This is a genomic window from Salinicola sp. MIT1003, assembly GCF_001858555.1.
GTDB lineage: Bacteria > Pseudomonadota > Gammaproteobacteria > Pseudomonadales > Halomonadaceae > Salinicola > Salinicola salarius.
Map to the genome: position 1 here is coordinate 112,861 of NZ_MCAP01000001.1, position 22,665 is coordinate 135,525.

19 protein-coding genes are annotated in these 22,665 nt (G+C 60.2%); 5 read left to right on the forward strand and 14 right to left on the reverse strand.

Translation table 11 applies throughout. The features are described from left to right. Window positions 1-8: 8 nt before the first annotated feature. Window positions 9-1,712, reverse strand: coding sequence for a mechanosensitive ion channel family protein (locus BC443_RS00490; protein WP_071229870.1), 1,704 nt, complete (start codon window positions 1,710-1,712; stop codon window positions 9-11). A gap of 460 nt (window positions 1,713-2,172) precedes the next feature. Between BC443_RS00490 and BC443_RS00495 the strand changes: the two genes are divergently transcribed. Both BC443_RS00495 and BC443_RS00500 read left to right on the forward strand, forming a co-directional pair. Further along, window positions 2,173-2,607 carry a DUF2231 domain-containing protein gene (locus tag BC443_RS00495; RefSeq protein ID WP_071229871.1) on the forward strand — a complete coding sequence of 145 codons (435 nt, stop codon included), beginning with the start codon at window positions 2,173-2,175 and terminating at the stop codon, window positions 2,605-2,607. Then, window positions 2,604-4,100, forward strand: a complete 1,497-nt coding sequence (locus BC443_RS00500; protein ID WP_071229872.1) for a sorbosone dehydrogenase family protein — start codon at window positions 2,604-2,606, stop codon at window positions 4,098-4,100. The genes BC443_RS00495 and BC443_RS00500 overlap by 4 nt, the downstream gene beginning before the upstream one ends. Window positions 4,101-4,198: 98 nt before the next feature. On the opposite strand, the gene BC443_RS00505 is transcribed toward BC443_RS00500, so the two are convergent. Beyond that, the gene (locus BC443_RS00505; protein ID WP_210766219.1) at window positions 4,199-5,971 is read right to left on the reverse strand and encodes a pyridoxamine 5'-phosphate oxidase family protein; all 1,773 of its coding nucleotides are present in this window, start codon (window positions 5,969-5,971) and stop codon (window positions 4,199-4,201) included. Window positions 5,972-5,998: 27 nt separating this feature from the next. Next, entirely contained in the window at window positions 5,999-6,652 is a 654-nt protein-coding gene (locus BC443_RS00510) for a glutathione S-transferase (RefSeq protein WP_071229873.1), read from the reverse strand. A 144-nt stretch (window positions 6,653-6,796) separates the two neighbouring features. Between BC443_RS00510 and BC443_RS00515 the strand changes: the two genes are divergently transcribed. Then, a complete protein-coding gene (locus tag BC443_RS00515; RefSeq protein ID WP_071229874.1) occupies window positions 6,797-7,693 on the forward strand; it encodes a LysR family transcriptional regulator in 897 nt (298 codons plus the stop codon). A 131-nt stretch (window positions 7,694-7,824) separates the two neighbouring features. Here the strand turns inward: BC443_RS00515 and BC443_RS00520 are convergent, their stop codons facing one another. Next, entirely contained in the window at window positions 7,825-8,025 is a 201-nt protein-coding gene (locus tag BC443_RS00520; protein ID WP_071229875.1) for a zinc-binding dehydrogenase, read from the reverse strand. Window positions 8,026-8,497: 472 nt separating this feature from the next. Here BC443_RS00520 and BC443_RS19170 point away from each other — a divergent pair, with 472 nt between their 5' ends. Next, window positions 8,498-8,941: a general stress protein gene (locus tag BC443_RS19170; RefSeq protein WP_276232176.1), complete on the forward strand. Its 444-nt coding sequence runs from the start codon at window positions 8,498-8,500 to the stop codon at window positions 8,939-8,941. Window positions 8,942-9,411: 470 nt separating this feature from the next. On the opposite strand, the gene BC443_RS00530 is transcribed toward BC443_RS19170, so the two are convergent. The 6 genes from BC443_RS00530 to BC443_RS00555 form a co-directional block, all read right to left on the reverse strand. Further along, window positions 9,412-11,067 carry a sensor domain-containing diguanylate cyclase gene (locus tag BC443_RS00530; protein ID WP_071229877.1) on the reverse strand — a complete coding sequence of 552 codons (1,656 nt, stop codon included), beginning with the start codon at window positions 11,065-11,067 and terminating at the stop codon, window positions 9,412-9,414. A gap of 361 nt (window positions 11,068-11,428) precedes the next feature. Then, window positions 11,429-11,905 (reverse strand): NYN domain-containing protein, encoded by a 477-nt coding sequence (locus BC443_RS00535; RefSeq protein ID WP_071229878.1) that lies wholly within the window; start codon window positions 11,903-11,905, stop codon window positions 11,429-11,431. Between the two features lie 106 nt (window positions 11,906-12,011). Continuing rightward, window positions 12,012-13,043: a methionine synthase gene (locus BC443_RS00540; RefSeq protein ID WP_071229879.1), complete on the reverse strand. Its 1,032-nt coding sequence runs from the start codon at window positions 13,041-13,043 to the stop codon at window positions 12,012-12,014. 80 nt (window positions 13,044-13,123) lie between these two features. Further along, a complete protein-coding gene (locus BC443_RS00545; RefSeq protein ID WP_071229880.1) occupies window positions 13,124-14,107 on the reverse strand; it encodes a DUF1852 domain-containing protein in 984 nt (327 codons plus the stop codon). A 262-nt stretch (window positions 14,108-14,369) separates the two neighbouring features. Next, window positions 14,370-15,374, reverse strand: coding sequence for a virulence protein RhuM/Fic/DOC family protein (locus tag BC443_RS00550; RefSeq protein ID WP_071229881.1), 1,005 nt, complete (start codon window positions 15,372-15,374; stop codon window positions 14,370-14,372). A gap of 141 nt (window positions 15,375-15,515) precedes the next feature. Then, on the reverse strand, window positions 15,516-16,325 hold the full coding sequence (locus BC443_RS00555) for a sulfite exporter TauE/SafE family protein (RefSeq protein WP_071229882.1): 810 nt from the start codon (window positions 16,323-16,325) through the stop codon (window positions 15,516-15,518). A gap of 49 nt (window positions 16,326-16,374) precedes the next feature. Here BC443_RS00555 and BC443_RS00560 point away from each other — a divergent pair, with 49 nt between their 5' ends. Continuing rightward, window positions 16,375-17,277, forward strand: a complete 903-nt coding sequence (locus BC443_RS00560) for a helix-turn-helix transcriptional regulator (protein ID WP_247643182.1) — start codon at window positions 16,375-16,377, stop codon at window positions 17,275-17,277. A gap of 121 nt (window positions 17,278-17,398) precedes the next feature. Here BC443_RS00560 and BC443_RS00565 read toward each other — a convergent pair whose 3' ends face one another. From BC443_RS00565 to BC443_RS00580, 4 genes are read right to left on the reverse strand one after another with little or no spacing between them, the layout of a single operon-like run. Beyond that, the gene (locus BC443_RS00565; protein WP_071229883.1) at window positions 17,399-18,256 is read right to left on the reverse strand and encodes a hypothetical protein; all 858 of its coding nucleotides are present in this window, start codon (window positions 18,254-18,256) and stop codon (window positions 17,399-17,401) included. Further along, window positions 18,253-20,043: an AAA family ATPase gene (locus BC443_RS00570; RefSeq protein WP_071229884.1), complete on the reverse strand. Its 1,791-nt coding sequence runs from the start codon at window positions 20,041-20,043 to the stop codon at window positions 18,253-18,255. The genes BC443_RS00565 and BC443_RS00570 overlap by 4 nt, the downstream gene beginning before the upstream one ends. Before the next feature lie 2 nt (window positions 20,044-20,045). Next, window positions 20,046-22,064, reverse strand: coding sequence for a restriction endonuclease subunit S (locus BC443_RS00575; RefSeq protein WP_071229885.1), 2,019 nt, complete (start codon window positions 22,062-22,064; stop codon window positions 20,046-20,048). Further along, the gene (locus BC443_RS00580; RefSeq protein ID WP_071229886.1) at window positions 22,064-22,492 is read right to left on the reverse strand and encodes a hypothetical protein; all 429 of its coding nucleotides are present in this window, start codon (window positions 22,490-22,492) and stop codon (window positions 22,064-22,066) included. The genes BC443_RS00575 and BC443_RS00580 overlap by 1 nt, the downstream gene beginning before the upstream one ends. Window positions 22,493-22,665: the final 173 nt, after the last annotated feature.

The window sequence follows — 22,665 nt, forward strand, 5'->3', positions numbered from 1 at the left end:
CCCGCCGCTCACTGGGACGTTTCGCCGTCGTCTCCTGTCGCGTGGCCTCGGGCGACATCCCGGTGACTGATCACCACCACCTCCCTCGGCCACCATTCCGGGTGGTTGTCGCGAATGAACGTCAGCAGCTTCTCTCTGACACTCACTTCGGCGGCCCACCCCGAGAGCGGGTCGACGGTCATCAGGTAGCAGGTCACGGTCTGCGCCGGGCCGGTCTGGTCGGTCACGGCACAGAGCAGCTTGTGATGCTCGATGACGTTATCCTCCGCCTTGGCGAACTCGATAAACTTCTCCCGCAGCAGCGAGATATCGGCGCTCAGGTGTAGCGTGAGCACCACGCTCCGATACTCCTTGGTGCTCTTGGCGGAGAGGTTCTCGAAGGCTTTCGAGGCGAAATAGGTAACCGGGACGATCAGGCGTCGCTCGTTCCAGATTCGCAGCCGGATATGGGTGTAGAAAATGCCTTCGACGTAACACCACTGCCCTTCGAACATCACCAGATCGCCGACCCGTATCGGCTTCGCCAGCGACAGCTGGAACGACGACAGGATGTTGCCCAGCACGGCCTGACCCGCCACGCCCACCAGCACCGCCAGCACGCTCGCCGATGCCAGAATCGACAGCCCCAGCGTCTCGAACAGCTGGATCTGTCCCAGCACGTAGATCGTGACCGCCGTCACCATGATCAGGATGATGATCCGACGCACCGCGTAGAGCGTGGTCAACAGCTTGCGGTCGTCCTTGGGCTTGGAGTCGTCGATCTGCCCGGCGAGACGCCGCGTCATCTTCAGCATGATGGTATCGACCAGACGCAGCGCGACGGCGCCGGTCCCCCAGGCCAGGATGGCGATCAGCACCACTCGCAGCGTCGTGGTCGCGACTGCCGAGAAGGAGACGACGTAATCGAGCAGCGCCTGGGTCAACAGCGACATGACGATGAACGCCACGGGGCCGCGAATCTGGGTGGCGAAGATGCTCGGCGAGCCGGTAGGTAACCAGCGGGTCATGACCTCGATCAGCCGATAGACGCCCTTGCCGAGCAACCCCACCACCAGCAGCACCAGCGGAATGGCGATCCACTCCCAGACCCGCAACAGGCCGAAAGGCTTCTTGAGGCTATCGGGAATATGGCGCTCGAAAGCCGTCGGGCCGTACTCCCGGTAAAGCGCCGGAATCGCGGCCACGCTCTCCGGCATGATCAGCCAGATCGGCTCCTCTTCCCCGACCCGATATCGCCCGAGGCGGATATCGTAGGCATCTCCATTGGCCTCCAGGGAGGCCAGCTCGATATCTCGGCGGGGCTCGCCGGCATTAGGGTTCTCCCCTGTCGGATCCTCGATGGCCGCGTCCTGCCGCCCGGAGAGACGGGAAATCTGGATCGATTCGCCGCGCTGGAAGATCTCCGAAAGCTGGCGGGCCAGCTCGGCGCCCCGCTCGCGCTGCTCCGCCGGGGTCAGATCGGCGAGATTGAGGATATGTGCCGCCGCCTCGAAGTCGCTCCTGTCGGTCATATCCCGAAAGCTACGCATCGATTCCCGAGGGGTTCTCAGGCTGACGGATTCCGGCGCCTGGCCAAGCCCGGTATTCAACGAGTCGAGGGGATACCAATCCTTCTCGCCCCCCTCTTCCTGCGCCTGCGCCAGACACAGGCTGGAAACCAGTCCTATCGTTGCGGCTAGCAACCATCGCCGCCATGAGTTCATGCTTTTCATCCGTGTTTCACCGGTCCGTGGTCGTCCTTGTATACCGCCCGGCGGATCATGCCGCCTTCGCCGGGGCGCGTCTTTCATTCGAGTCAAGACAGCGCATTCGAATCGAGACAGCTCATGCGAATCAAGACAGCAGACGGATATCGGAGTCGGCTATTCGGCCGAGGTTCCCCCTGCTCTCGCCGTCGTGATCGGCAAGTGCCGTTTGCCCCTTCTGGCTGCGGGACGGCTGCGCTATCTCATCGCCAAACGATTTCGCCATTCATCATAGCCCGGCGGGGCAACGACGGCCGCTGAAAGCCAGCCGTGTCATCGTTTGGGTGAAGACACTTCACGTCGTCTAGACTCCAGCCACGGGGACAGCATGTCCGCACCGGAATGACTTTCTCGTTACCGGGAGATCCTTCCGGTCGAGGACGATGCTGGTGCGAACCCCACGACTCAACCGCAAAAGGAGCTTGCCGTGACTGCCACTGACATTGCCGAACGACCGATCCGGAGCGGGCCGAACCCGCTTCATGGAATGTTGCTTGCCGGCGCCTTTCCGCTCTTCCTGGGTGCCGCGTTGAGCGATTACGCCTACTCCACGACCTTCAACATCCAGTGGACCCATTTCTCCTCCTGGCTGATTGCCGGCGGCCTCGTGTTCAGTGGCTTCGCCCTGATCTGCGCGCTCATCGGCATATTCCGCCCTGCCGGTAGCCGGGGGTTGTCCATCTTCTACTTCGTGCTGCTGCTCGTGACCTGGATACTGGGCTTCGTCAATGCCCTGATCCACGCCAGGGATGCCTGGGCCGCGATGCCCACGGGTTTTACGCTTTCGATCGTCGTTGCCGTACTCGCCTTCGCCGCGATCTGGATCGGATTCACCAGCCGCAAGACCGGAGGCCAGTCATGACATTGACTCGTATGCGCTACGCCGCGCCACTTTCGTTGCTCCTGCTCGCCGGTGGCGCCACCGCCGCCGAGCCGGACCAGTATGGTGCCAACCCGGAGTTGCCAGAGCCGCAGCGCGGCCTTTTGCCCAACATGGCCGTGCCCGAGCAGGCGCCGTGGGGCGATGCGAAACCCACGGTGCCCGATGGCTACACGATCACCGCCATCGCCACCGACCTGAAAGTGCCGCGCCAGACGCTGGTGCTGCCCAACGGCGATATCCTGGTAGCGGAAGGCAAAGGTGGCGGCAACGCCCCGAAGTCGCGGCCGAAGGATTTCATCGCCGGCATCATCAAGTCGAAAGGCACCACCTCGGTCAAGGGCGGCAATCGGCTGACCCTGCTGCGCGATGGCGACGGTGACGGCACGTTCGAGGAGCAGACGGTGTTCGCCGAGAACCTCAACGCGCCCTACGGCCTTGCCCTGGTGGATGACGATCTCTACGTCGCCAACCAGGATTCGCTCGTCCGCTTCGACTATCAGGAAGGCCAGACCGAAGCCAGCGGCCCGCCGGAACTGGTCACGCCGCTGCCTGCAGAGATCAATCACCACTGGACCAAGTCACTGACCGCCAGCGCGGATGGCGAATATCTCTACGTCGGGATCGGCTCCAACAGCAACATCACCGAGCGCGGCATGGCAGCGGAAGTGGATCGCGCCGAGATCTGGGAGATCGATGCCGAGACCGGCGCGCATCGCGCCTACGCCACCGGCGTGCGCAATCCCACCGCGCTGACCATCCAGCCGGAGACGGACCAGCTCTGGGCCGTGGTGAACGAACGCGACGAACTGGGGCCGAACCTGGTGCCCGACTACCTCACCTCGATTCAGGAGGGCGGCTTCTACGGCTGGCCCTACAGCTACTGGGGCCAGCACGTCGACCCGCGGGTGAAGCCGGAGAACCCCGAGCGAGTGGAAGCGGCGATCTCCCCCGACTACAGCCTCGGCTCGCACCGCGCGCCGCTCGGCGTCGACTTCTCCAACGACGCCGTGGGCGGCGAGTTCACCAACGGCGTCTTCATCGGCGAGCACGGCAGCTGGAATCGTTCGGACCTCGCCGGCTACAAGGTCGTCTTCGTTCCGTTCGAGAACGGCCAGCCCGCCGGCGATCCGGTCGACTTCGTGTCCGGCTTCCTGACCGGCGACGGCAAGACCCGCGGCCGCCCCGTCGGCGTCACCGTCGCCCCGGATGGCTCGGTGATCGTCGCCGACGACATGACCAACGCGGTATGGCGGGTGACACGGGACGGCGCCGACTCGCAGCAGGCCACGGGCATGGAGCAATCCGCTACCGCAGAGAATGGCGCAACCGGGCCTGAGGATGGCGCGACCCCGTCCGAAGACGATTCCTCGACGACCGGCGATGAATCCGCCACAGCCGAGGACGGCGCTGCCACCTCGGACGACGCCACCACCTCCGGCGACGAACCGGCCGCAACCAACACCTCTCCCTGAATGTCCTCGTTTCATGATGGCCTGACACAGTGATGAGGTAGCGCAATACCCCAAGGGCGTTTGTCCCTTGGGGTATTTTTTGATCCGTACGATGCTGCTCATCCCGTAGGCCCGAACGTCTCGAAACCGATCCGCTCCGCAGCGACGCCGGCATCCTCCAGGCCGGCGCTGATCTCGGCGATAAACCGGGCCGGGCCGCAGAGCAGGTAGTTCGCCTCTGGCCCCGCACCGAGTGCGAGCAACTGGCCGGCGGTGACTCGCCCTTCGATATCGTAATCGACACCTGCCGTATCACTCGGGCGCGGCTCGCTGTAGAAGACGCGCCGCGTCACGCTGTCGGATCGGGCCATCAATGCCTCGACTTCGGCCCGGAAGGCGTGCGTCCCGCCGTGGCGCGTGGCGTGAACGAACCAGACCGGGCGGCGCTCGTTCTCCGCTTCCGCCACGACCGCGTGCAGCATCGCAAGCATTGGTGTAATGCCCACGCCGGCGCTGACCAGCACCAGCGGCCCATGCCCATGAGGCAGGACGAACTCACCCGACGGCGGGCGTGCCGCGATTCGGTCGCCGATATCGATCCTGTCGTGCAGAAAACGCGACGCCGTGCCCTTCTCCTCGCGCTTGACGCTGATTCGGTACGTTCCGGCGGATGGCGATCCCGAGAGCGAGTAGCTGCGACCGACTCGTCCCGGGCGGTTCGAAATAGACTGATGCGGTATCTCCAGCTCGAGCGCCAGATGCTGACCGGCCTGGAATGGCGGCAGCGCGCCGGCATCGGCATCGGCATCGGCATCGGTATTGGCATCGGCCAGATAGAAGGAGGTGATCTGGTCGCTTTCGATCACCTTGTCGACGACCGTCAGCCGCAGCAGGGCTTTGTCTTCCCGGCGCCACCGCAGGGCCAGCGCAGCCGGCCGGTCGACCACTTGCTCGATGGTCACGTCGATCCATCGCTTGGCGTTCGGCTCCTGGCTCTCAGCTTGACTCTCCTGCGGCGCCCAGTCGATGCGGGCGCGACCGGTGATCTGCAGCATGCCGCCGGTTTCGAAATCGACGAACAGCAGTCCCACGCGGGGGTCCTGAATCAGGTTGCCGATGGTGTTGAAGAAGTTGTTGCCGGCATAGTCCGGGATTCGCAGCGTCCCGTTCCCGTTCCCGTTCACCTGCACGAAGCCGGGCTCGCCGCCCCGATGAGAGGCATCATAACCCCGACTCGGGCTTGGTCCGCTGCCCGAATCGTCGCTCGAATCGTTGCTCGGGGCGGGCCTGAAGCCGGAGCCGATGAAGAAGGTATCCGCCGTAGCGATTCGCGCGCGTTGCCCGCTGTCGAGCCGATCCGAGATGGTGGCCTCCGACGTGGCCGCGGCTTCGACGCGCCGCCACTCGCGCTCGCGAATATATTGCGGGCAGTTGCCGAAGCTCTGTCGCACTTCGATGCTCAGCCCGTTACCGGCCGCACGAATGACCCCGTTGAGTCGATTGCGTCGACGCGTCGCCAGCTCGATACCGAGCAGACCGACGTCGACCCCGGCAACGATCGCCGAGGCCAGCGGATCCTGGGAACCGAGCGTTGTCGCGATTCTCAGCGTGCGCGCATCGGGCGAGTCGATGAAACCCTCGTCGCCCTCCAGCAGCGTGACCCAGGGGCGCCCCTGCGCGTCGCCGGCGGCCATGACGACAAACGGCAACTGGGCGAAAAACGCCCGATGCTGCTCGGGCATGGCGTCGCGAATGAAGCTGCCGGCCGAACTGGCGATACTCTCCACCCCGGCGCACCGTTGCGCCTCGAGCTCGCCTGCGTGGAATGGCGTCTCTTGAAAGGGCGTCTCTTGAAAGGGCGTTTCTTGAAAGGGCATCGTTTCGAGTGTCATGACCGGCTCCGTTCGAACGTCCGCGATTCAGGCCAGCGCCGGCGAGCGGGCCATGCCGATAAAGCGTGGCAGTGCTTCGATGCGCGCCAGCCAGGCCCGAACGTGCGGATAGTCGGCGAGACCGACGCCGCCTTCCGGCGCGTGGGCGATATAGCTGTAGCCGGCGATGTCGGCCAGCGTCGGCCGATCAGCCGCCAGCCAGTCGCGACCCTCGAGGTGGGCGTCCATCATCACCAGCAAGGCATGCGCCTTGGCCTTCGCCGCCTCATGATCGAGCGGCGCATCGAACACAGTGACGAGACGCGCAGCACAGGGGCCGGCGGCGATCTCGCCCGCCGCAATCGAGAGCCAGCGCTGCACCTGAGCCTTTTCGAGCGGCTCGGTACCGATCCAGAGGGCAGGATCACCGTAGCGCTCGACCAGGTAGGTGATGATGGCGTTGGAATCCGAAAGCGTGATGCCGTTGTCCTCGATCGCCGGCACCTGCCCCAGCGGGCTGATCTTCAGATAGTCGGGCTCGCGGTGGGCGCCATTGGCCATATCGAGATCGACGGTGTCGTAGGGCACCTCGAGCAGGGCCAGCATCAGTTCGACACGGTGGCAGTGGCCCGATTTGGGGTGGCGATACAGCGTCACGGACTGGTCGTCGAGAGCGTTGGTTTCAAGCTCGGCGTTCGACATGACAGGCTCCTTCATCGTGATGATGAGTGGGTTATCGAAGCCGTTTACTCTAGAACCTCACCAAAGGCGAAAGAATAGGGTTATTCTGAAAGGAACTGTTTTGTATTCTAAAACTATCGTTTAGCTCGAACCCAGCGAGACACCATGGATCGCCTTCAGGCCCTGAATGTCTTCGTCGCGGTCGCCGACGCCGAAAGCTTCGCCAAGGGCGCCCGCGCCACCGGGCTCAGCGCACCTTCCGCAACGCGTGCCATCAACATGCTCGAGACTGCCCTCGGCGCCCGGCTTTTCACCCGTTCGACGCGACGTGTCAGATTGACCGAGGTCGGCCGGACGTATCTCGGGGAAGTGCGGGAAATCCTCGCGCATCTGCAGGCCGCCGACTACATGGCCTCGGGCGCGGCCAATACGCCCGTCGGGCAACTGCGAATCACCTGCCCGCAGGAATTCGGGCGAATCCATGTCGCGCCGCTGCTGACCGAGTTTCTGGATGCTTATCCCCGGGTTCGCGCCGACGTGCTGATGGTCGACCGCATCGTCAACCTGGTCGAGGAAGGCTTCGATATTGCCGTGCGCATCGGCCACCTGCCCGCATCCGAGCTCTCCGCCGTCCGGATCGGCCAGGTTCGCCGCGTCATCTGCGGCTCGCCGGACTATTTCGCCACGCGGGGACGCCCGCAGACGCCGAGCGATCTCGTCTCTCATCGCATCGTCTCGAGCGGCTCCACGCCTCCCCTCAACGAGTGGCGGCTCGGGCGGGATGGGGCGCATGGCGTCAGGGTGAATCCTCGACTCACGGTCAGCAGCCTGGCCGCGGCCATCGATATCGCCAGGCGAGGCTGGGGCCTGTGTCGCGTGCTGTCGTATCAGGTCGGGCCCGATCTCGAGGCCGGCACGCTCCAGACCGTGCTGGAAGGTCACGAGCCCGCCCCGCTGCCGGTGCATCTCGTGCATGTGGAAGGTCGTCGCGCGGCCGCGAAGGTCCGCGCCTTCATCGATTTCGCCGCGCCGCGATTGAGGCGGATCGAAATACTCCGGTGACCCCGGCGAGTCGATGACAATCGAAGTCCAGCGGCCCTCTTTCATGCCGAAACTGGCATGCCGAAACTGACGCAGCCTGCCCCTCGTTTTCTCTACTCGACGGCCAAGATGATCTTGCCCTGGACATGGCCCTAGGCGGCGCGTTCGTGGGCCTTGCGAGCGTCGGCAAGCGGGTAGGTGCTGTCCACGACGACGCGGATCGACCCGTCGTCGAGCAAGCGTCCTACTTCCTTCAACTGGGCTCCGCTCGAGCGGACCTGGGTTGCCGAGACCGTGATGCCCAGCGTCATGGCTTCCTCGGCGCCATCGAAGACACGAGTTCCGCGCTGCATACTTCATGCGTCACGCTGCGAGCCGCGGGCGCAGCCCTGCTCGCCCGTGCCCGGGCCGAGGGGAAGGCTCGGGCCGACCTGCAGTGAGCCGGGGCATTCGAGCATCTGGCCGGGAGGTATCGGTCAGCGAGCGACGGAGCAGACGAAAGACGATGGTTGGTCACATCAACGTGCCAAACCATCAATGAAGTCGCATAGATCGATCAGCAACGCCATGAGGCAGTGTGGCCCGCAGTAAAAGACGGAGTCTCTGTATCGCCGCCGCCCCTTTAACCTAGGAAAACGCCAACCTCATTGAGAGCTTGCTGACAACTATGGCCCGTCTATTCTGAGCACTGTCTAGATCACATAGCGTGGTCAAGACGGTTACATGTTTATCACACGCTATATCCATGTAACGCAGATAAATTTTCTAAGATCATTGGATGATCTGGAGGCTTTTATGACTAGCAAGCGTAACGAAGACAAAGGTATGTCCGTCAACGAAGCGGGTCAGAAAGGCGGGCAATCCAACGCCGAAAGCCATGACCGTGAGCATTTCGAGAACATCGGCCATAAAGGTGGGCAAGCCAACGCCGAAACCCATGATCGTGAGCATTTCGAGAATATCGGCCAGAAAGGCGGTAAAGCGAACGCCGAAAGCCACGATCGCGAGCACTTCGAGGAAATTGGTCATAAAGGCGGACAAAACAGCGGCGGCAACTTCGCCAATGACCGCCAGAAAGCGTCCGAAGCGGGTCAGAAAGGCGGGGAGCATAGCGGTGGCAACTTCGCCAATGACCGCCAGAAAGCTTCCGAAGCTGGCCAGAAAGGCGGAGAGCATAGTGGTGGAAACTTCGCCAATGACCGCGAAAAAGCTTCTGAAGCCGGCAAGAAAGGTGGCCATAACAGTAACAGTGGCGGCCGAAATTCCTGAGCTCAATGAAAGGTCAAGAGAGCTTCGATTTTGACCAAGAGAGCTTCAAGCAAGTAAGGTGAATATTCACCGCGACATGCCAAGGGAAACGTCCCCGTCGTCCCTTGGCATGTGTGCTTGGAAACGCCTTGTCTTCAATAGAAGGCACCTTTGACAAGGTGCTTTTTTTTATGGCTCCTATCTTTCTGAATTTACACACCATTCCCATGGGTAAACTCGGCGAATACCGCTCTTGATGATGCGTTATTAATGTCAACTTCTATCGTCGTCTGCAATCATGGGCGGGCCGTATTCGAACGCCCATGTCGAATGCATCGGTGCGTCAGACAAGGGAAGCGTCGTTGACGAGACTCAGCGCAAGACGGCCACGAGTCAGCGATCGCACAGGACATGCGTAGCCCACGGACGTCCGCTCGACCTTGGCGGCGCGCGTAGCGCAGACTCCACTGATCGTGACGACTCCGCCGGCCTCATTCCGCGAAGGCCACCCGATTCCTGCCCGCCTGCTTCGCCTGATAGAGCTGCCGGTCGGCGCGTTCGATCAGCGCTACGGCGTCGGGATCGGAGGCATATGCTATCGCCCCGCCAATGCTGACCGTGACCTTGCCGACCACGTCGAACGTAGCGGCGGCGATGCCTGCACGGATGTTCCTGGCGGCCTCCTGTGGGCCTCGGTCGTCTTCGCCGCAGGGCAGCACCACGGCAAACTCTTCGCCGCCGTAGCGGGCCACGAAATCCGTCGCGCGGGTGTTGCGCTTCAACAGTTGGGCAAGCCGGGTCAGGACATCGTCTCCCGTGGCGTGACCATAGTTGTCGTTGATGCTCTTGAAGTGATCGACGTCGATCAGCAGCAAGGCGAAGCTGCGGTTCGTTCGTCTGAAAAGCTGGCTGCACTCTTCCAGCTTTCCATCCAGACACCTGCGGTTATGCACACCAGTGAGCGAATCGTGGGTCGCCAGTTGCAGCAGCTCGGCGTTGGCCTGCGTTAGGGCCTCGGTCCGTTGCGCGACGGTGGCTTCCAGCGACGCGTTGGCTTTCTGCAGCTCCCGTTCCTTGCCCAGCAGGGAGTCCGTCATGCGTTGCAGGGAGCGCCCCAACTGCGAGATTTCCCGCACGGGGTGGTGCAACGGGAAAGAGACGCCGGTTCGTTGGTCCTGTACCTGCCTGGCGGCACGCGCCAACTGCTCGATCGGCTTGCTCAGGTTCCGCGCTAGGTAATAGGCCACCGCGGTAAAGAGAAACGCCGCCAGCACCCCCAATCCCAGCAGCTTGTAGAGCAGGTGATGCGCCGGTTGCAACGCGGTGTCCAGCGGCTGTCGGACCATGACCGACCAGGAGAGATCGGAACCGAGCGACATCGGCACCGGCGCGATGCTGCTCACGTACTCCTCGTCCGCTGACCAGGCCGGCTCCTCGGCGGCATTCTTGGGCAAAATCTGCTGCTGCCCCGCAAGCTTTTTGGGATACAGGACCAGACCGTCCTGGTTGACGATCAGCACTTGCGTGTCAGGGGTCGTGCCGGCCCGTAGCACGGCAGATTCAATGATCGAAGTCACCCAGCTCCAGTGGGCATGGGCGCCCAGGACACCGATGACCCGGCCCTTGTCATCGATGATCGGCGCGGCGAAATCAATGAAGCGCAGGGGCTCGCCGTTGGCATTGGACGGCAGCATTTTGGCCAGCAGCAAGGCTTCGTGAGGGTCGCCCGTGTAAGGGCCGCGCAATCCGGCCTGAAACCAGGGGCGGGCTTCGACCGACTGACCAAGCAGCAAATCGTTCACTGCCTGGCGCACACGGCCATCGGTGTCGGCAACGCCCATCCAGGCATATTCGGCGCGGGACTGACTGCGCAGCTCCATCGACCGCAATATGTCGGGATCGTCCAGATCGCCCCGCACCAGAAGAGGGTCGTGGCCGAGCAGAGAGATTTCCTTCTGGTGTTCCCGCAACTGCATGCCCAACAGCGCAGCAGTCGACCCGGCAACGTTTGACAGCGCGCTGCCACTTGCGCGCTTCACCTGTTCGGTTGCGATATGGCCCACATAGACACCGACGATCAGCAGTGTGAGCAGGGACAGTCCAGCGAACCACAGAGTCAGATATCGACGAAGACTGGCTTTGAGCATGAGCAAGGGTTGGCGACTGAATTTGGCTCATGTTAACGACAATGAATCGTGACCTCCATAAACAGAGGCTGGATTCATGCCCAACCCGGCGGCGCCTCCCCGCCAGGATCGGCTCGCTCAAAGAAGCGGCCGCCCTTCGCATGTTGCTGGCCGCCGAGGACGATGCAGGCACCGCGATCACGCACGCTTCCGCGAGGATCACGCCCGGGCGCGTTCGAGCACCTGAACTGGACGCGTCGGCAAGCGCACAACATCGGCCCCGGTGGGGGGCTCAGGCTTCCAGTCGCGCCACGATGGCATGCACAGAAAGTCAGGCACAGGAAGTCACGCACAGGAATTGCCTCGACGCCACACCCACGCCTCAACCGAGCAGCAGATCGCCCTCGATCGGAATGAACTGGCTTGCGGCCTGGATAAGGGAGTTCGCGGTGAGCTTGGGCACGCCGTAGACCTCGACCCGCTTGCCATGCACCTCACGGATTTTCTTTGCCAGCAGATCGAAGTCGCCATCGCCGGAGACCAGCACGATCACATCCGCAAGTGCCGCGTACTCGATGGCATCCAGCGTGATGCCCACGTCCCAATCGCCCTTGGCGGAACCATCCGAGCGCTGAATGAACGGCTTCAGCTTCACCTCGAAGCCGATCGTTCGCAGCGTGTTCTGAAAGCCGCGCTGCTTGGGATCATTCTTGTCGGTGGCATAGCAGCGCGCGGTCACCACCTTCCGATTCGCCGTCACCCTCGCCCAGAAGCGGCGGTAATCGAACTGTTTGCCGTAGGCTTCGCGCACGGTGTAATAGACGTTCTGGGTGTCGACGAAGATCGCGACGCTGGTCATGGCAGGTTTCTCGGGAACGCTGAAGGCCGGTGCCGGCAACGCGTTGCCAACGCACCGACCAGAGTATTCATGACCACCGTCGCGTCATTCGCAGGATAGAAAGCCGCTATCGAGCTGCGAGCTCTCTCCGTACGATCTCCGCGCCAGCGCTCAAAGCCTTCAGCTTGCCTTGCGCGACCTGGCGGGACAAGGGCGTCATGCCGCAGTTGGTGCAGGGATAAAGCTTGTCGGCATCGACGAACTGAAGCGCCTTGCGCAGGGTATCGGCGACCTCCTCCGGCGTCTCGATGGTGTTGGTGGCCACATCAATGGCCCCCACCATCACCTTCTTGCCTCGAATCAGTTCGATCAGCTCCATCGGCACATGGGAATTCTGGCACTCCAGCGAGACGATATCGATGTTCGACGCCTGCAGCTTGGGGAAGATCTCCTCGTACTGGCGCCACTCCGATCCCAGGGTCTTCTTCCAGTCGGTGTTGGCCTTGATGCCGTAGCCGTAGCAGATATGCACGGCGGTCTCGCATTCGACCCCTTCGATGGCTTTCTCCAGGGCGGCGATGCCCCAGTCGTTCACCTCGTCGAAGAAGACGTTGAAGGCGGGCTCATCGAACTGAATGATATCCACACCGGCGGCGGCCAGATCGCGGGCTTCCTGGTTGAGGATCCTGGCGAACTCCCAGGCCAGCTTTTCGCGGCTCTTGTAGTGGCCGTCATAGAGCGTATCGACCATGGTCATGGGGCCCGGCAGCGCCCACTTGATGGGCTGGTCGGTCTGCTGGCGCAGGAATTTGGCATCCTCCACGAAGACCGGCTTCTCCCGCGCCACGGGGCCGACCACCGAGGGTACGCTGGCGTCGTAGCGATCACGGATCTTGACGATCTCGCGCTTTTCGAAATCGACGCCGCTCAGGTGCTCGATGAAGGTCGTGACGAAGTGCTGGCGGGTCTGTTCGCCGTCGCTGACGATATCGATGCCCGCGTGCTGCTGATCGTGCAGAGACACCCGCAATGCATCCTGCTTGCCCTCGGCCAGTTCCTCGTCCTGCAGTTTCCAGGGAGACCAGAGCGTCTCGGGCTGGGCCAGCCAGGCGGGCTTGGGCAGGCTACCGGCCGTCGACGTGGGCAACAAAGTCTTCATGCAAAAGTGACCTTAATAATGGGTTGATCAAAGGGTGTCGTTGTAACGGGTTGACCAAAAAGAGTCGTTGGAACGGGCGATCAAAGGGAATAGTTGGCCGACCACTGCTCGAGCACCTGGCGGTAGGGCTTGATGAAGTGCCGCTCGGTGAACTTGCCCTGCTCGACGGCGAGCTGGCTGCGCTCCTCGCGGTCGTAGACGATGCGCGTCAGCGAATAGTCCTGATGCTCCAGGCTCGGCTGGTAGATCTTGCCGGCCACCGAATTGGCGTTGTAGATCTCGGGGCGATAGATCTTCTGGAACGTCTCCATGGTGCTGATGGCGCTGATCAGTTCGAGATCGGTGTAATCGGAGAGCAGATCGCCGGAGAAATAGAACGCCAGCGGCGCCACGGCATGCGGCGGCATGAAGTAGCGCACCTGCAGGCCCATCTTGCCGAAGTAGAAATCCGTCAGCGAGGACGCGTCGTTTTCGTACTCCACGCCCAGCACCGGGTGGCGATTGTCGGTCTGGCAATAGACCTTGCTGCTGGAGACGCTGAGACAGATGACCGGCGCCTTGCGGAAGGAAGCCCGGTACGCATCGGAGTCGACAAAGCGCTTGAACAGCTTGCCGTGCAGATCGCCGAACCCTTCCGGGATGCCGAATTCGGCTCGATCCCGGTTGTGCTCCGACAGCCACACGCTGAAGTCGTAGTCGCGCACGTAGGAGGAGAAGTTGTTCCCCCCCATGCCCGGGATGCGCTTGTCGGCGTGCTTGTCGATGATCGTCGTCTTGAGCATCTCGATCGCCGGGAAGGTGTCGTCCTCGTCCTCGGCCCCCACGCTCAGCTCACCGGTGATGATGTCCAGCTCGACGGCATAGCGATCCGCCCTGGGGTTGTCCCAATGCGCCAGGGCATTGAAACGGTTTTCGATCATCGTCAGCGCATTGCGCAGGTTTTCCTCGCGACGCTCCCCTCTTGCCAGGTTGGCGAAGTTGGTCGTGGAGCGCGTGTTCTCGGCCGGACGGTAATGCTCGTCGAACCGTACGCTCTTGATATCGAATGTGAAATCGTGACTCATCGCGAACAAGCACCCTGTTTATCGAGAGAGGCGCTGGCACCGTCAGAAGGCCCAGCGCCCCTCAATGCAATGTTTGCCAATACCCTGTCTGGCGTATCGACCACAGGCGCCACAGCGCCTGTCGTCGAAGCGGATGCGCTCTTTATGCCAGAGCCTGTAGATGCATGAAAAGCGATATGATTTCAGCTAATCATGAAGAGGATTCATGATGCGACACTAGAGCGGACGAGCGACGATTTTTTGGGATTGGCGCCGAGCATCGTCAGGTGGACGAGAAGTCGTTAGCGAGCATGTTCATGATCAGGCGAATCATCGTCTCCTTGTTGGCCGGATCGGATTCCGCGACCAGCAGCGTCAACGCCGCCAGACCGACATCATTGATGACCGGCTCTCCCGTCGCCGATAACAAGCGCCCGTTGCGATGCAGGAAGTCAACGAACAAAAAGGCCGCACTGCGTTTGTTGCCGTCGGCGAACGGATGATTCTTGATCACGAAATAGAGCAGATGCGCGGCTTTCGACTCGATGCTCGGGTAAGCCGGCTCGCCGAAGACAGACTGGTCAAGATTGCCGAGCAGTGAGGCCAACCCATCGCTACGATCCCTCGCAAACAGCTCGGTTGCCTCTCCCCGCCCCATCAGTTCCGCTTTCAGCTCGTTCAGCGCCGATCTCGCCGTTTCCAATGAAGGGAGCCGGCCGCCCGCCTGCACCTCAGGGTCGCTCAATAGCCCTTCGTCATAGCGCTGCAACAGCAAAAACGTCTGCGCATAACGCGCCACGATATCCACCACCCCGCGACCGCCCGGCAGATCCAACGCCGAGCTGTGCGCCGCCTTGCGCACCAGCGCCATTGCCGCCTCCAGCTCCCGCGCGTTGGCCTCGAAACGTTGCTGGTGCAACGTCCAGCCCTGAGTGAGATGCTCGCGGAGGACACGCGTAGCCCATTGGCGGAAGCGAACAGCCTGCCGAGAATTGACGCGATAACCGACTGAGATGATGGCATCGAGGTTGTAGAGTTGAACAAGCCGCCTTACTTTCCTCTGGCCTTCTTGACGAACTATCGAGGATTCCTCGGTAGTTGCGCTCTCATCCAACTCGCCATCGGCATAAATATTCTTTAGGTGAAGACTGACGTTATCGACCGATGTCTCGAATACCTCACTCATCTGTCGCTGCGTCAGCCATACCGTCTCGCGGCCTTCGTCCAGACGCACGTCGACCGCCTTCTGGGCATCTTCGTAAATCAGAATTTGTGGTTGTTCGCTCATGTTGGCTTGATCCAGATGCGTTGGCGTCTAAGGACCATATCACGCACTCTGCGACGAATTATCCGCCAGAGATCAGAATCACCACGTTCCAGTCGCCTTTGGCGGAGCTAGCATCAGGCGGGGAGAAGTCGTTGGCGAGACTCAGCGCATGACGACCATCACCGCCAGCACGCCCGTCAGCAGCAGCAGGTAGACCCCGGCATGAACGCGATCGGGAATGCGCCCGATCCCCAGCGATGCCAGGCGGATACCGAGCCACGACCCCACCGCCAGCGCCAGCAAGGCGCGCAGATCCACATACCCCGCATACCAGGCGCCCAGCGGGGTATCGCCGACCGACAACAGCACATAGGTGGCGGTGCCACTGATCGCCATGGGCAACGACAACGGATTGGCCATTGCCGTGGCGGCCGTCATGCTGGCCCCTCTGCGGCGCATCAGCGGCACGGTCATCACGCTGCCACCAACCCCCAGAAAGGCCGCAACGATACCGATGAAGCTGCCCGTTATCGCCGTCACCAGGCGGCCCATGGGGCGAACCTCCCCACTCGCCTGATGCAGGAAGCCCGGCCGCAGAATGGCATCCGCAATCGTGATCGCCAGATAGCCGATGAACAGCCAGCGCACCCACTCTCCACTCACCGAGACCGCCACTGCCGCCCCGAGCACGGCACCGATGGCGATATAACCCACCAGCGGACGCACCAGATGCCATTGCACGGTTCGCCGCCGATGGTGACGCCATGTCGATAGAGAGGCGGAGAAGATCATCAGTGCGGTCGAAGTGGCGACCGCGATATGCATGGCGGCCTGGCCGGTCGCGCTATCCGGCCCGTGGACGGCAATCAGCAAGGTAACCATCAAGGGAACGACGACGAAACCGCCACCGAAACCGAACAGCACGGTCGTCATGCCGGCCAGTCCGCCGCAGATAAGCAATACGCTATACACCGGAACACTCCCAAGAAATCCAACGACAGGAACGATATTCCGATAAGGGGTGGCCGACATTCGCCGGTTGGCCAATAATCGTCGTGTTTCGGCCAGGTTGACGACGATGCGCAATATCCCGCTGGCGGACGTGGATCATGTGGCCCGGCCCGTCGTGGCCATCGGCACCGACTACAGTCCCGACACCCTGCTCGACTTTCATACCCATCGCCGTGCCCAGTTTCTCTACGGCATGACAGGCTTGATGGAAGTCGACACCGATGACGGCACCTGGATGGTACCGCCCTACAGCGGCGTCTGGTTGCCGGCGGGCAAGCGGCACCGGGTGCGGATGAACGGCGTCAGTACCCGCAGCCTGTATATCGAACCGGTTGCGGCGCCACGCCCCTCCCGCAGCTGCGAGGTGCTGGTCGTGTCGCCGCTGCTGCATCATCTACTGCTGGCTTCGGCCAACATGCCCGCGCTCTATGACGAGAGCGGTCGCGATGGCGCCCTGGCCCAACTCCTGCTGTACGAGCTGCAACTATCGGCCTCGCTGCCACTTTTTGCGCCTTTGCCCCAGGATCCCGAACTGGCGGGCCTTTGCAGGGACTTCCTCGCCCAGCCGCATATCCGTAGCCTACCCGAGGAGTGGGCGAAGCAACTGCACCGCAGCCAACGCACCTTCAATCGCCTGTTCCGTCAGCAGACCGGCCTGTCGTTCGCCGTATGGCGCCAGCAGGCCTGCCTGATGGCCGCCGTTCCCAGACTGCTAGCCGGTAGTTCCGTTACCCGTACCGCGCTGGAACTCGGCTACGACAGCCCCGGCGCCTTTTCCAGCATGTTCCGCAAGGCGCTCGGCCAATCCCCGACCGCCTTTGTCCGCGCGGCAAGCCGCCAAGGAAAGGAGTCACCCAGAAAGCCAACAAAAGTGAAGTTGAAGGCAAGCGTTCCATGCAGAAAGGAATTTTAATGATGGGCAGACAAGCAAGCCACTGGTAGGACATCTTCATCCGGGTTCAGCCGCACTTGGCGGGCCGATAAAGCGTCGTCCTTTTACTCGTGTGGTTCACCGGTCTCGGATGCTATTCCAGTTAAGCAATTAACCTCGTTAGCTGCGGTTGATTGCGCATCTGAATACAACATTTAGCAACCGCAGATAACTCAGCAGAACGGTCAGTCATCTCACGTACTTGAGAGCGAACCTCTAATAACTTCGCCTTGGCCGCTGGATTGTTACCACGAGAGCATTTAGCCTTGGCAGCATAAAAATCTTCAATCAGTGCATCGACCTTTTGCCATATCTTTCGTCTTTCTTCAGCCAAAATTACATGTTCGTTTAACTTTAGCCGTTTCACTGTCTCAATTACACGCTCTTGCTCCCAGTCAGAGGAACCCGGTACAGGAATCACTTTTCCTTCTTCGTCAAAGGCAATCAATGACACATCGTCATCATCAATAGGATCCAGTAAATAACGAGACTCTGAATCTTCGCAGGGGTTGTTAAAGGAGGAACATAAAGATCCCTGCTGTAGTGGAAACCAACCTCCTTTCTTACGATTACCGACATTGCCACAGAGGCGGAAATTCATATAATCAAAGGCCAGCCACCAGTAACCATCCCGCTTAATGCCGTCCAGCGCCTTCGCCTCCTTCTTCGGACGGAAGTGCTCCACGTCGTAGTGTGAGTACAACTCACGCACTTCAGAGAACCAGCATTTCCCTCCTGAAAGGGCTGATAGCCATTCTTTAAGCGATCCCCAGTGTTCTCTATTAGCATCAATTAGCGCGTTTCTCTCGTTACGCTTTCCAGCCTCCTCTAACATCGCCATATCAGAGACTAACTGTTGAGATTTTTCCAACCATGCGCCCCACTGCTCCTGAGTCCATGGCTTCCAGCCAGGAATATCAGTATCTGTTGGCTTCCTATGTTCGAGGTCGATAAAGATCATTCACCTGCCTCCTCGCGCAGGATTTCGTCAATGATATCATCCGCAATTTGATCTTGTTCGGCACGTTCTTCATCGCTAAGCGCCGGCTTACGGAAATTGCGATGTTGCGCCATCTTGCGCACAAAAAGTGCATAATCGGGATCGCGAAAGTCAGAAGTGGAGAACCCCAAATCTGCTAACTCTGTGGAGAGTCTGCTCAGCTCGACCTCTTCTTCCAATGTCCTCGGCGATTTTACAAATAGCTCGTTTCGCCGAAGCAGCCGTCGCTCGGTCTCAACATCTAAAGTGGATGAAAGCCCAAACAAGTCACTCTTAAGTAGTCCCGTTACACCCATACCCTGAGGGTGTTCGTCGGGTATATCTACTACACTACGGTCTTTCTCTCGGCGCAAGATATGCACCTGTTCACGCTTGAGACTTCCCACCATTATCGGATCATGGGTGGTAATGAGAATCTGCGACTCACCCTGCATTAGCTTGCTCTCATCAGCACTCAGTACACCTTCGATATCGTCGAAGTAGCGCAGTTTCCAGATCGGATTCAGGTGCGTATCTGGCTCATCCAGCAGAAACAGACAATGATCCTCGCGCGTAATACGCATCAGGCCCAGTACGGTCAGCATCTGAAGCTCGCCTTCGGATAGCTGGGTGAAGCTCACCTTGCCGCCATGCTCGTCGCGCTTCCTTACCGTGATGCGCACTTCATCGATCAGGTCGCCAATGTAGGCCCCCTCGGCATAGCGGAAAAAGCTATCAGTTCCACCCGCCAACTCCCCCAGTTGCTTGAGCCTGGCGTGATCAGGTACAAACAGGTAGAGCTGGCGTTGCTTCTCGGTGCGGCCGCGGAAGTCGATCCTCTTAGTGGTTTCCTGCTCGATAGGGGCCCAGGCCACCTGCCATAACTTGTCGAGGAACTCGCTCACCACGTTGCCACGTGCATACCAGAAACGCGGGTCACCCTCGTTCAGCTCGTTCTCGTCAAATTTGCTATTGCGGCGTTTTTCACGCAGGCGGTGCGGCTCTTTCAGTACGAACAGAGCCGATTCCAGCGACTCGATGTGCAGGTTCTTCAGAACCTTCTGGAACACAGGGTCATCTGAAAGCAAACAGGCCAACAACACAAGTTGGCTATGGCCGCCTCGGCAGTAGAACAAGCGACGCAGGCGATCATCCCCTGACTGCTTAAGTCGGGCCTCCCGGCGACGTTTGATTTCCTCAATCGTGCGGATATCCGCCTCGCTGGCAGTGAAATTCTCAAGCAGGTTTTCGGGTAAAACCTCGTCCGTGGTGATTTCCTGCAACTGGTTGAAGCGGCGCTGGTGCTCTTGAAACAAGGCCTCAATGCGCTCGTTGCGGCCGGAGTAATAGGCAAAGATATGCGTCGGCAATAAGCGCGGGCCTCGTCGCTCATCGCGCGGCAACTTCCCAGGTGGATCGTTCTGATTGAGGTAATTCTGACTAACACGATCACCATCCACCCACACATAGGGACGCTTCTGCTTGGCCATATCTGCCTGGATGCGTACGACATGGCTGCGAATCTCATATTCAAGCGTGTAATCGAAGGCAGCATCGCGATCTAGATCGATATCGCGGAAGATAATGATCAGCGCCTCGATCAGATTAGACTTACCAGTACCATTCTGACCGATCAGCGCATGGCTACGGATGGACTTGGGTGCCGCATCGGTTGCCGAACCCGGCATGGGAGAGAGATGCGTCGTGAAATTGATTACCACATCTTGCAGGTTACGGAAATGCGGGATGGTCAAGAGTCTAAGCTGCATCGTCAAGCACCTGCCGCTTCGGCGGCCTTTTCCCGCATCTCGGCCACCTCTGGCTCAGCAATCCAGCCGTGCGCCACTTCGGTTTTTAGCTGGCTATAGAAGGCGTCGATCTCACCGCCGAAGCGTTGCCATAGGTCACGGGCCGACATTTCGCCGTTGTGGCGCGCCAGGAGGGTCGCAAGTGGAGCCCGGTCCTTGACTTCGGGAGGAGTGCTCAAGCGTAGCGGTGCGATAAGTTCGGTTTGCGGGGCTTTCACAGGGGGCTCCTCTTCTTGTTCGTAGGCGATACCGGTGAGGGTAGCGACAGCAGCGCTTGAAAGGTTTGTCGCAACACGACGACTCTTACCAAGGTACTCCACGTGACGATCGCACAACTCAAACAAGCTATCGACAATTTCAACAATCTGATCTTGCTCAGCTCGTGGAGGAACAGGAACAACCAAATCTTCGACCCCACCTACACGGAGATGTTTGACCGTCATACCGATGGCAGCCTCAGTCATTCGAGACTGAAAATTTGGGCTCTGAATGACATAAAGCAGGTATCGGTTGCTGAACAGCTCTGGAAACAGACGGATGAGCATTGTTCGCTGTCCAAGGCATACCCGCTCCCCTTCAGGAACTATGGCAGCCTCCCCCATCGGGGCTTCACGTGTGAAGAAAACATCGCCTGCCCTGGGAGGCATGCGCCTCGCCCAATAGTCATAGGTTTCTTCTGAAATCTTCTTGGTCTTGCCGAGATCCATTTTCCCATCGCGAATGTCCGAGGTGCGGACAAGATGAATACCCTCTGCTACATATGGCGCTGTTTTGTTGTGGCAATCCACAACTGCTTGAGCCACCTGCAGTAAAGATGCCCAGCACCAATGCTCAGGCAATGGAGAACTTGGGGCTGTGATCTGTTGCGTTCGCAGCTTTTTCAGCATCGCGGCCGCCTCCTTCTTTTCCTGCTCTTCAGCGACCTTCGCCCATTCGATTCGAGCATTTGCGATTTGCTCGATCAAGTCTGCTGCGGAAGTGGTCGTATTTGAGGCTGGCAACAAAAGACCACTTACAGCTAAATCGAGAATCAGCCCCTTGAAATCCCTCACATCTTCCGGCTCGCTGAACAAGTACCCGAAGCTAGTCTCCAACCGCTCCCAGCCGTTTTGCAGTTCGTGCGGACTTTGGGCGCTGGCGAGAGCCTGCAAGGTAGACTCACGCAGGGCATTCTGCAGTTTGCGGCGGCCTTGCTGCTGCTGTTCCAACTGGTCGCACAAGGCCATCAGCTCATCGACTTTGGCAACAATGCGAGATTGTTCTTTAGTAGGCGGCAGCGGAAAGGCTCGAGTCGCAAAGTAATCCGTGGGCACGCGCTTCTGGCCAGCGGTTCCAGTCATGTTTTTCTCGCCTTCGACCGTGAACAGTGGAGACCGCAGAAACAGGTAGACATAGCTTGGCAAAACGCCTGTATGGATGGGCCGGAATACTTGAAGTTCGGTTGTTCCAGCACCGATACCCGCATCGCCAGGCAGGTTCTCAATAGCTGCTGCTTTGCCGTTTTCAAAGCAGGGCGTGATCTTGGCCAGCACCACATCGCCATTTGCAAAGTGGGTGTAGCCCTTCTTTATCTCGCCCCAGCGTTTGGTCTCGGTAACAACGGGCGCTTTATGTAGCTGGGGTACACCACTCATCGGTAAGAAGGCAGCCAGTTGATCGTCCGATACCACGTTACGAGGATTGATCTCACCGATGTCGAGCAAACGAGACCAACGCCAAGTTGCAGGAAGTACAAAGCCGTGAGGCTGTCTGATCGGCTCGCTTTCAAGCTTAAGCATCCGCTTGTATTTCTTTGCTCGGATTCGTCGCTCCCGCTCTTGCTCGATGCTGGAAAGAAGCTGATCAACGTCCTCCGGGTTATCGCCACGCGGTGTAAGCGAGCCGGCAACCGCCAGTTGGTAGATCATCTGCCGGAGCTGAGCGATTCCCCCCTGCGCATTGGCGATATGTCCAAACGCCGCCAGAAACTGCTGCGCGTCCATCAGGCTTCCTCAGTGACGAAATGATGCGCCAGCGCAGCGGTGAGTTCGCTCTTCAGGCGGTTCTCTGTTTCTTCGATCTGGCCAAGCAAGACCTTATATGCAGTGAGCAACTTATCGGGGTCGTCCGGTAGTTCCTTTGGGCTGCGCGGGTTCGTTTCATCCAAGTTGTAGATAGGCCAGTAGAGGCGATCACCCGCGGCCTGAGCGTCGCGGGCTTGCAAGCGCAGGCCTTCGGCCTGGGCGCGAAGGGTATCGAACTCATCTTCTACCGGCTTGCGCTGCGCGGCGTCGCTGACGCCCCTGATAGAACCACGCAGGTCGCGCATGCGGTTTTCCAGCGTGCTCGCCTCAAAGTTCAGTGCTTCGGAACGATCCCAATGCGGCTTGGCAGCGGCCTCGGCTTGCTCACGCTTGGCTTTAAAATCCACCTTCCAAGCGAATTCGTTCTCTACGCGGTCGGCAAAGTCGTTGTCCTCACTGCCCCACCAGTCTTGCTCGGGCTTAAACTCGTCGAAGCGAATGGGTGATCTTGCCCAGCGTTGGTGGACACCGACTTAAGCGATCATTCGGGCCTCGAAGGCCACCGGGCTGATCATCCCGA

Bases quoted from the DNA above. Each gene is read 5' to 3' on its own strand.
- BC443_RS00570 (WP_071229884.1), bottom strand. From the start codon at position 20,043: ATGCAGCTTAGACTCTTGACCATCCCGCATTTCCGTAACCTGCAAGAT.
- BC443_RS00500 (WP_071229872.1), top strand. From the start codon at position 2,604: ATGACATTGACTCGTATGCGCTACGCCGCGCCACTTTCGTTGCTCCTG.
- BC443_RS00565 (WP_071229883.1), bottom strand. From the start codon at position 18,256: ATGATCTTTATCGACCTCGAACATAGGAAGCCAACAGATACTGATATT.
- BC443_RS00530 (WP_071229877.1), bottom strand. From the start codon at position 11,067: ATGCTCAAAGCCAGTCTTCGTCGATATCTGACTCTGTGGTTCGCTGGA.
- BC443_RS00490 (WP_071229870.1), bottom strand. From the start codon at position 1,712: ATGAAAAGCATGAACTCATGGCGGCGATGGTTGCTAGCCGCAACGATA.
- BC443_RS00520 (WP_071229875.1), bottom strand. From the start codon at position 8,025: ATGCAGCGCGGAACTCGTGTCTTCGATGGCGCCGAGGAAGCCATGACG.
- BC443_RS00540 (WP_071229879.1), bottom strand. From the start codon at position 13,043: ATGAAGACTTTGTTGCCCACGTCGACGGCCGGTAGCCTGCCCAAGCCC.
- BC443_RS00505 (WP_210766219.1), bottom strand. From the start codon at position 5,971: ATGACACTCGAAACGATGCCCTTTCAAGAAACGCCCTTTCAAGAGACG.
- BC443_RS00535 (WP_071229878.1), bottom strand. From the start codon at position 11,905: ATGACCAGCGTCGCGATCTTCGTCGACACCCAGAACGTCTATTACACC.
- BC443_RS19170 (WP_276232176.1), top strand. From the start codon at position 8,498: ATGTCCGTCAACGAAGCGGGTCAGAAAGGCGGGCAATCCAACGCCGAA.
- BC443_RS00515 (WP_071229874.1), top strand. From the start codon at position 6,797: ATGGATCGCCTTCAGGCCCTGAATGTCTTCGTCGCGGTCGCCGACGCC.
- BC443_RS00550 (WP_071229881.1), bottom strand. From the start codon at position 15,374: ATGAGCGAACAACCACAAATTCTGATTTACGAAGATGCCCAGAAGGCG.
- BC443_RS00545 (WP_071229880.1), bottom strand. From the start codon at position 14,107: ATGAGTCACGATTTCACATTCGATATCAAGAGCGTACGGTTCGACGAG.
- BC443_RS00510 (WP_071229873.1), bottom strand. From the start codon at position 6,652: ATGTCGAACGCCGAGCTTGAAACCAACGCTCTCGACGACCAGTCCGTG.
- BC443_RS00575 (WP_071229885.1), bottom strand. From the start codon at position 22,064: ATGGACGCGCAGCAGTTTCTGGCGGCGTTTGGACATATCGCCAATGCG.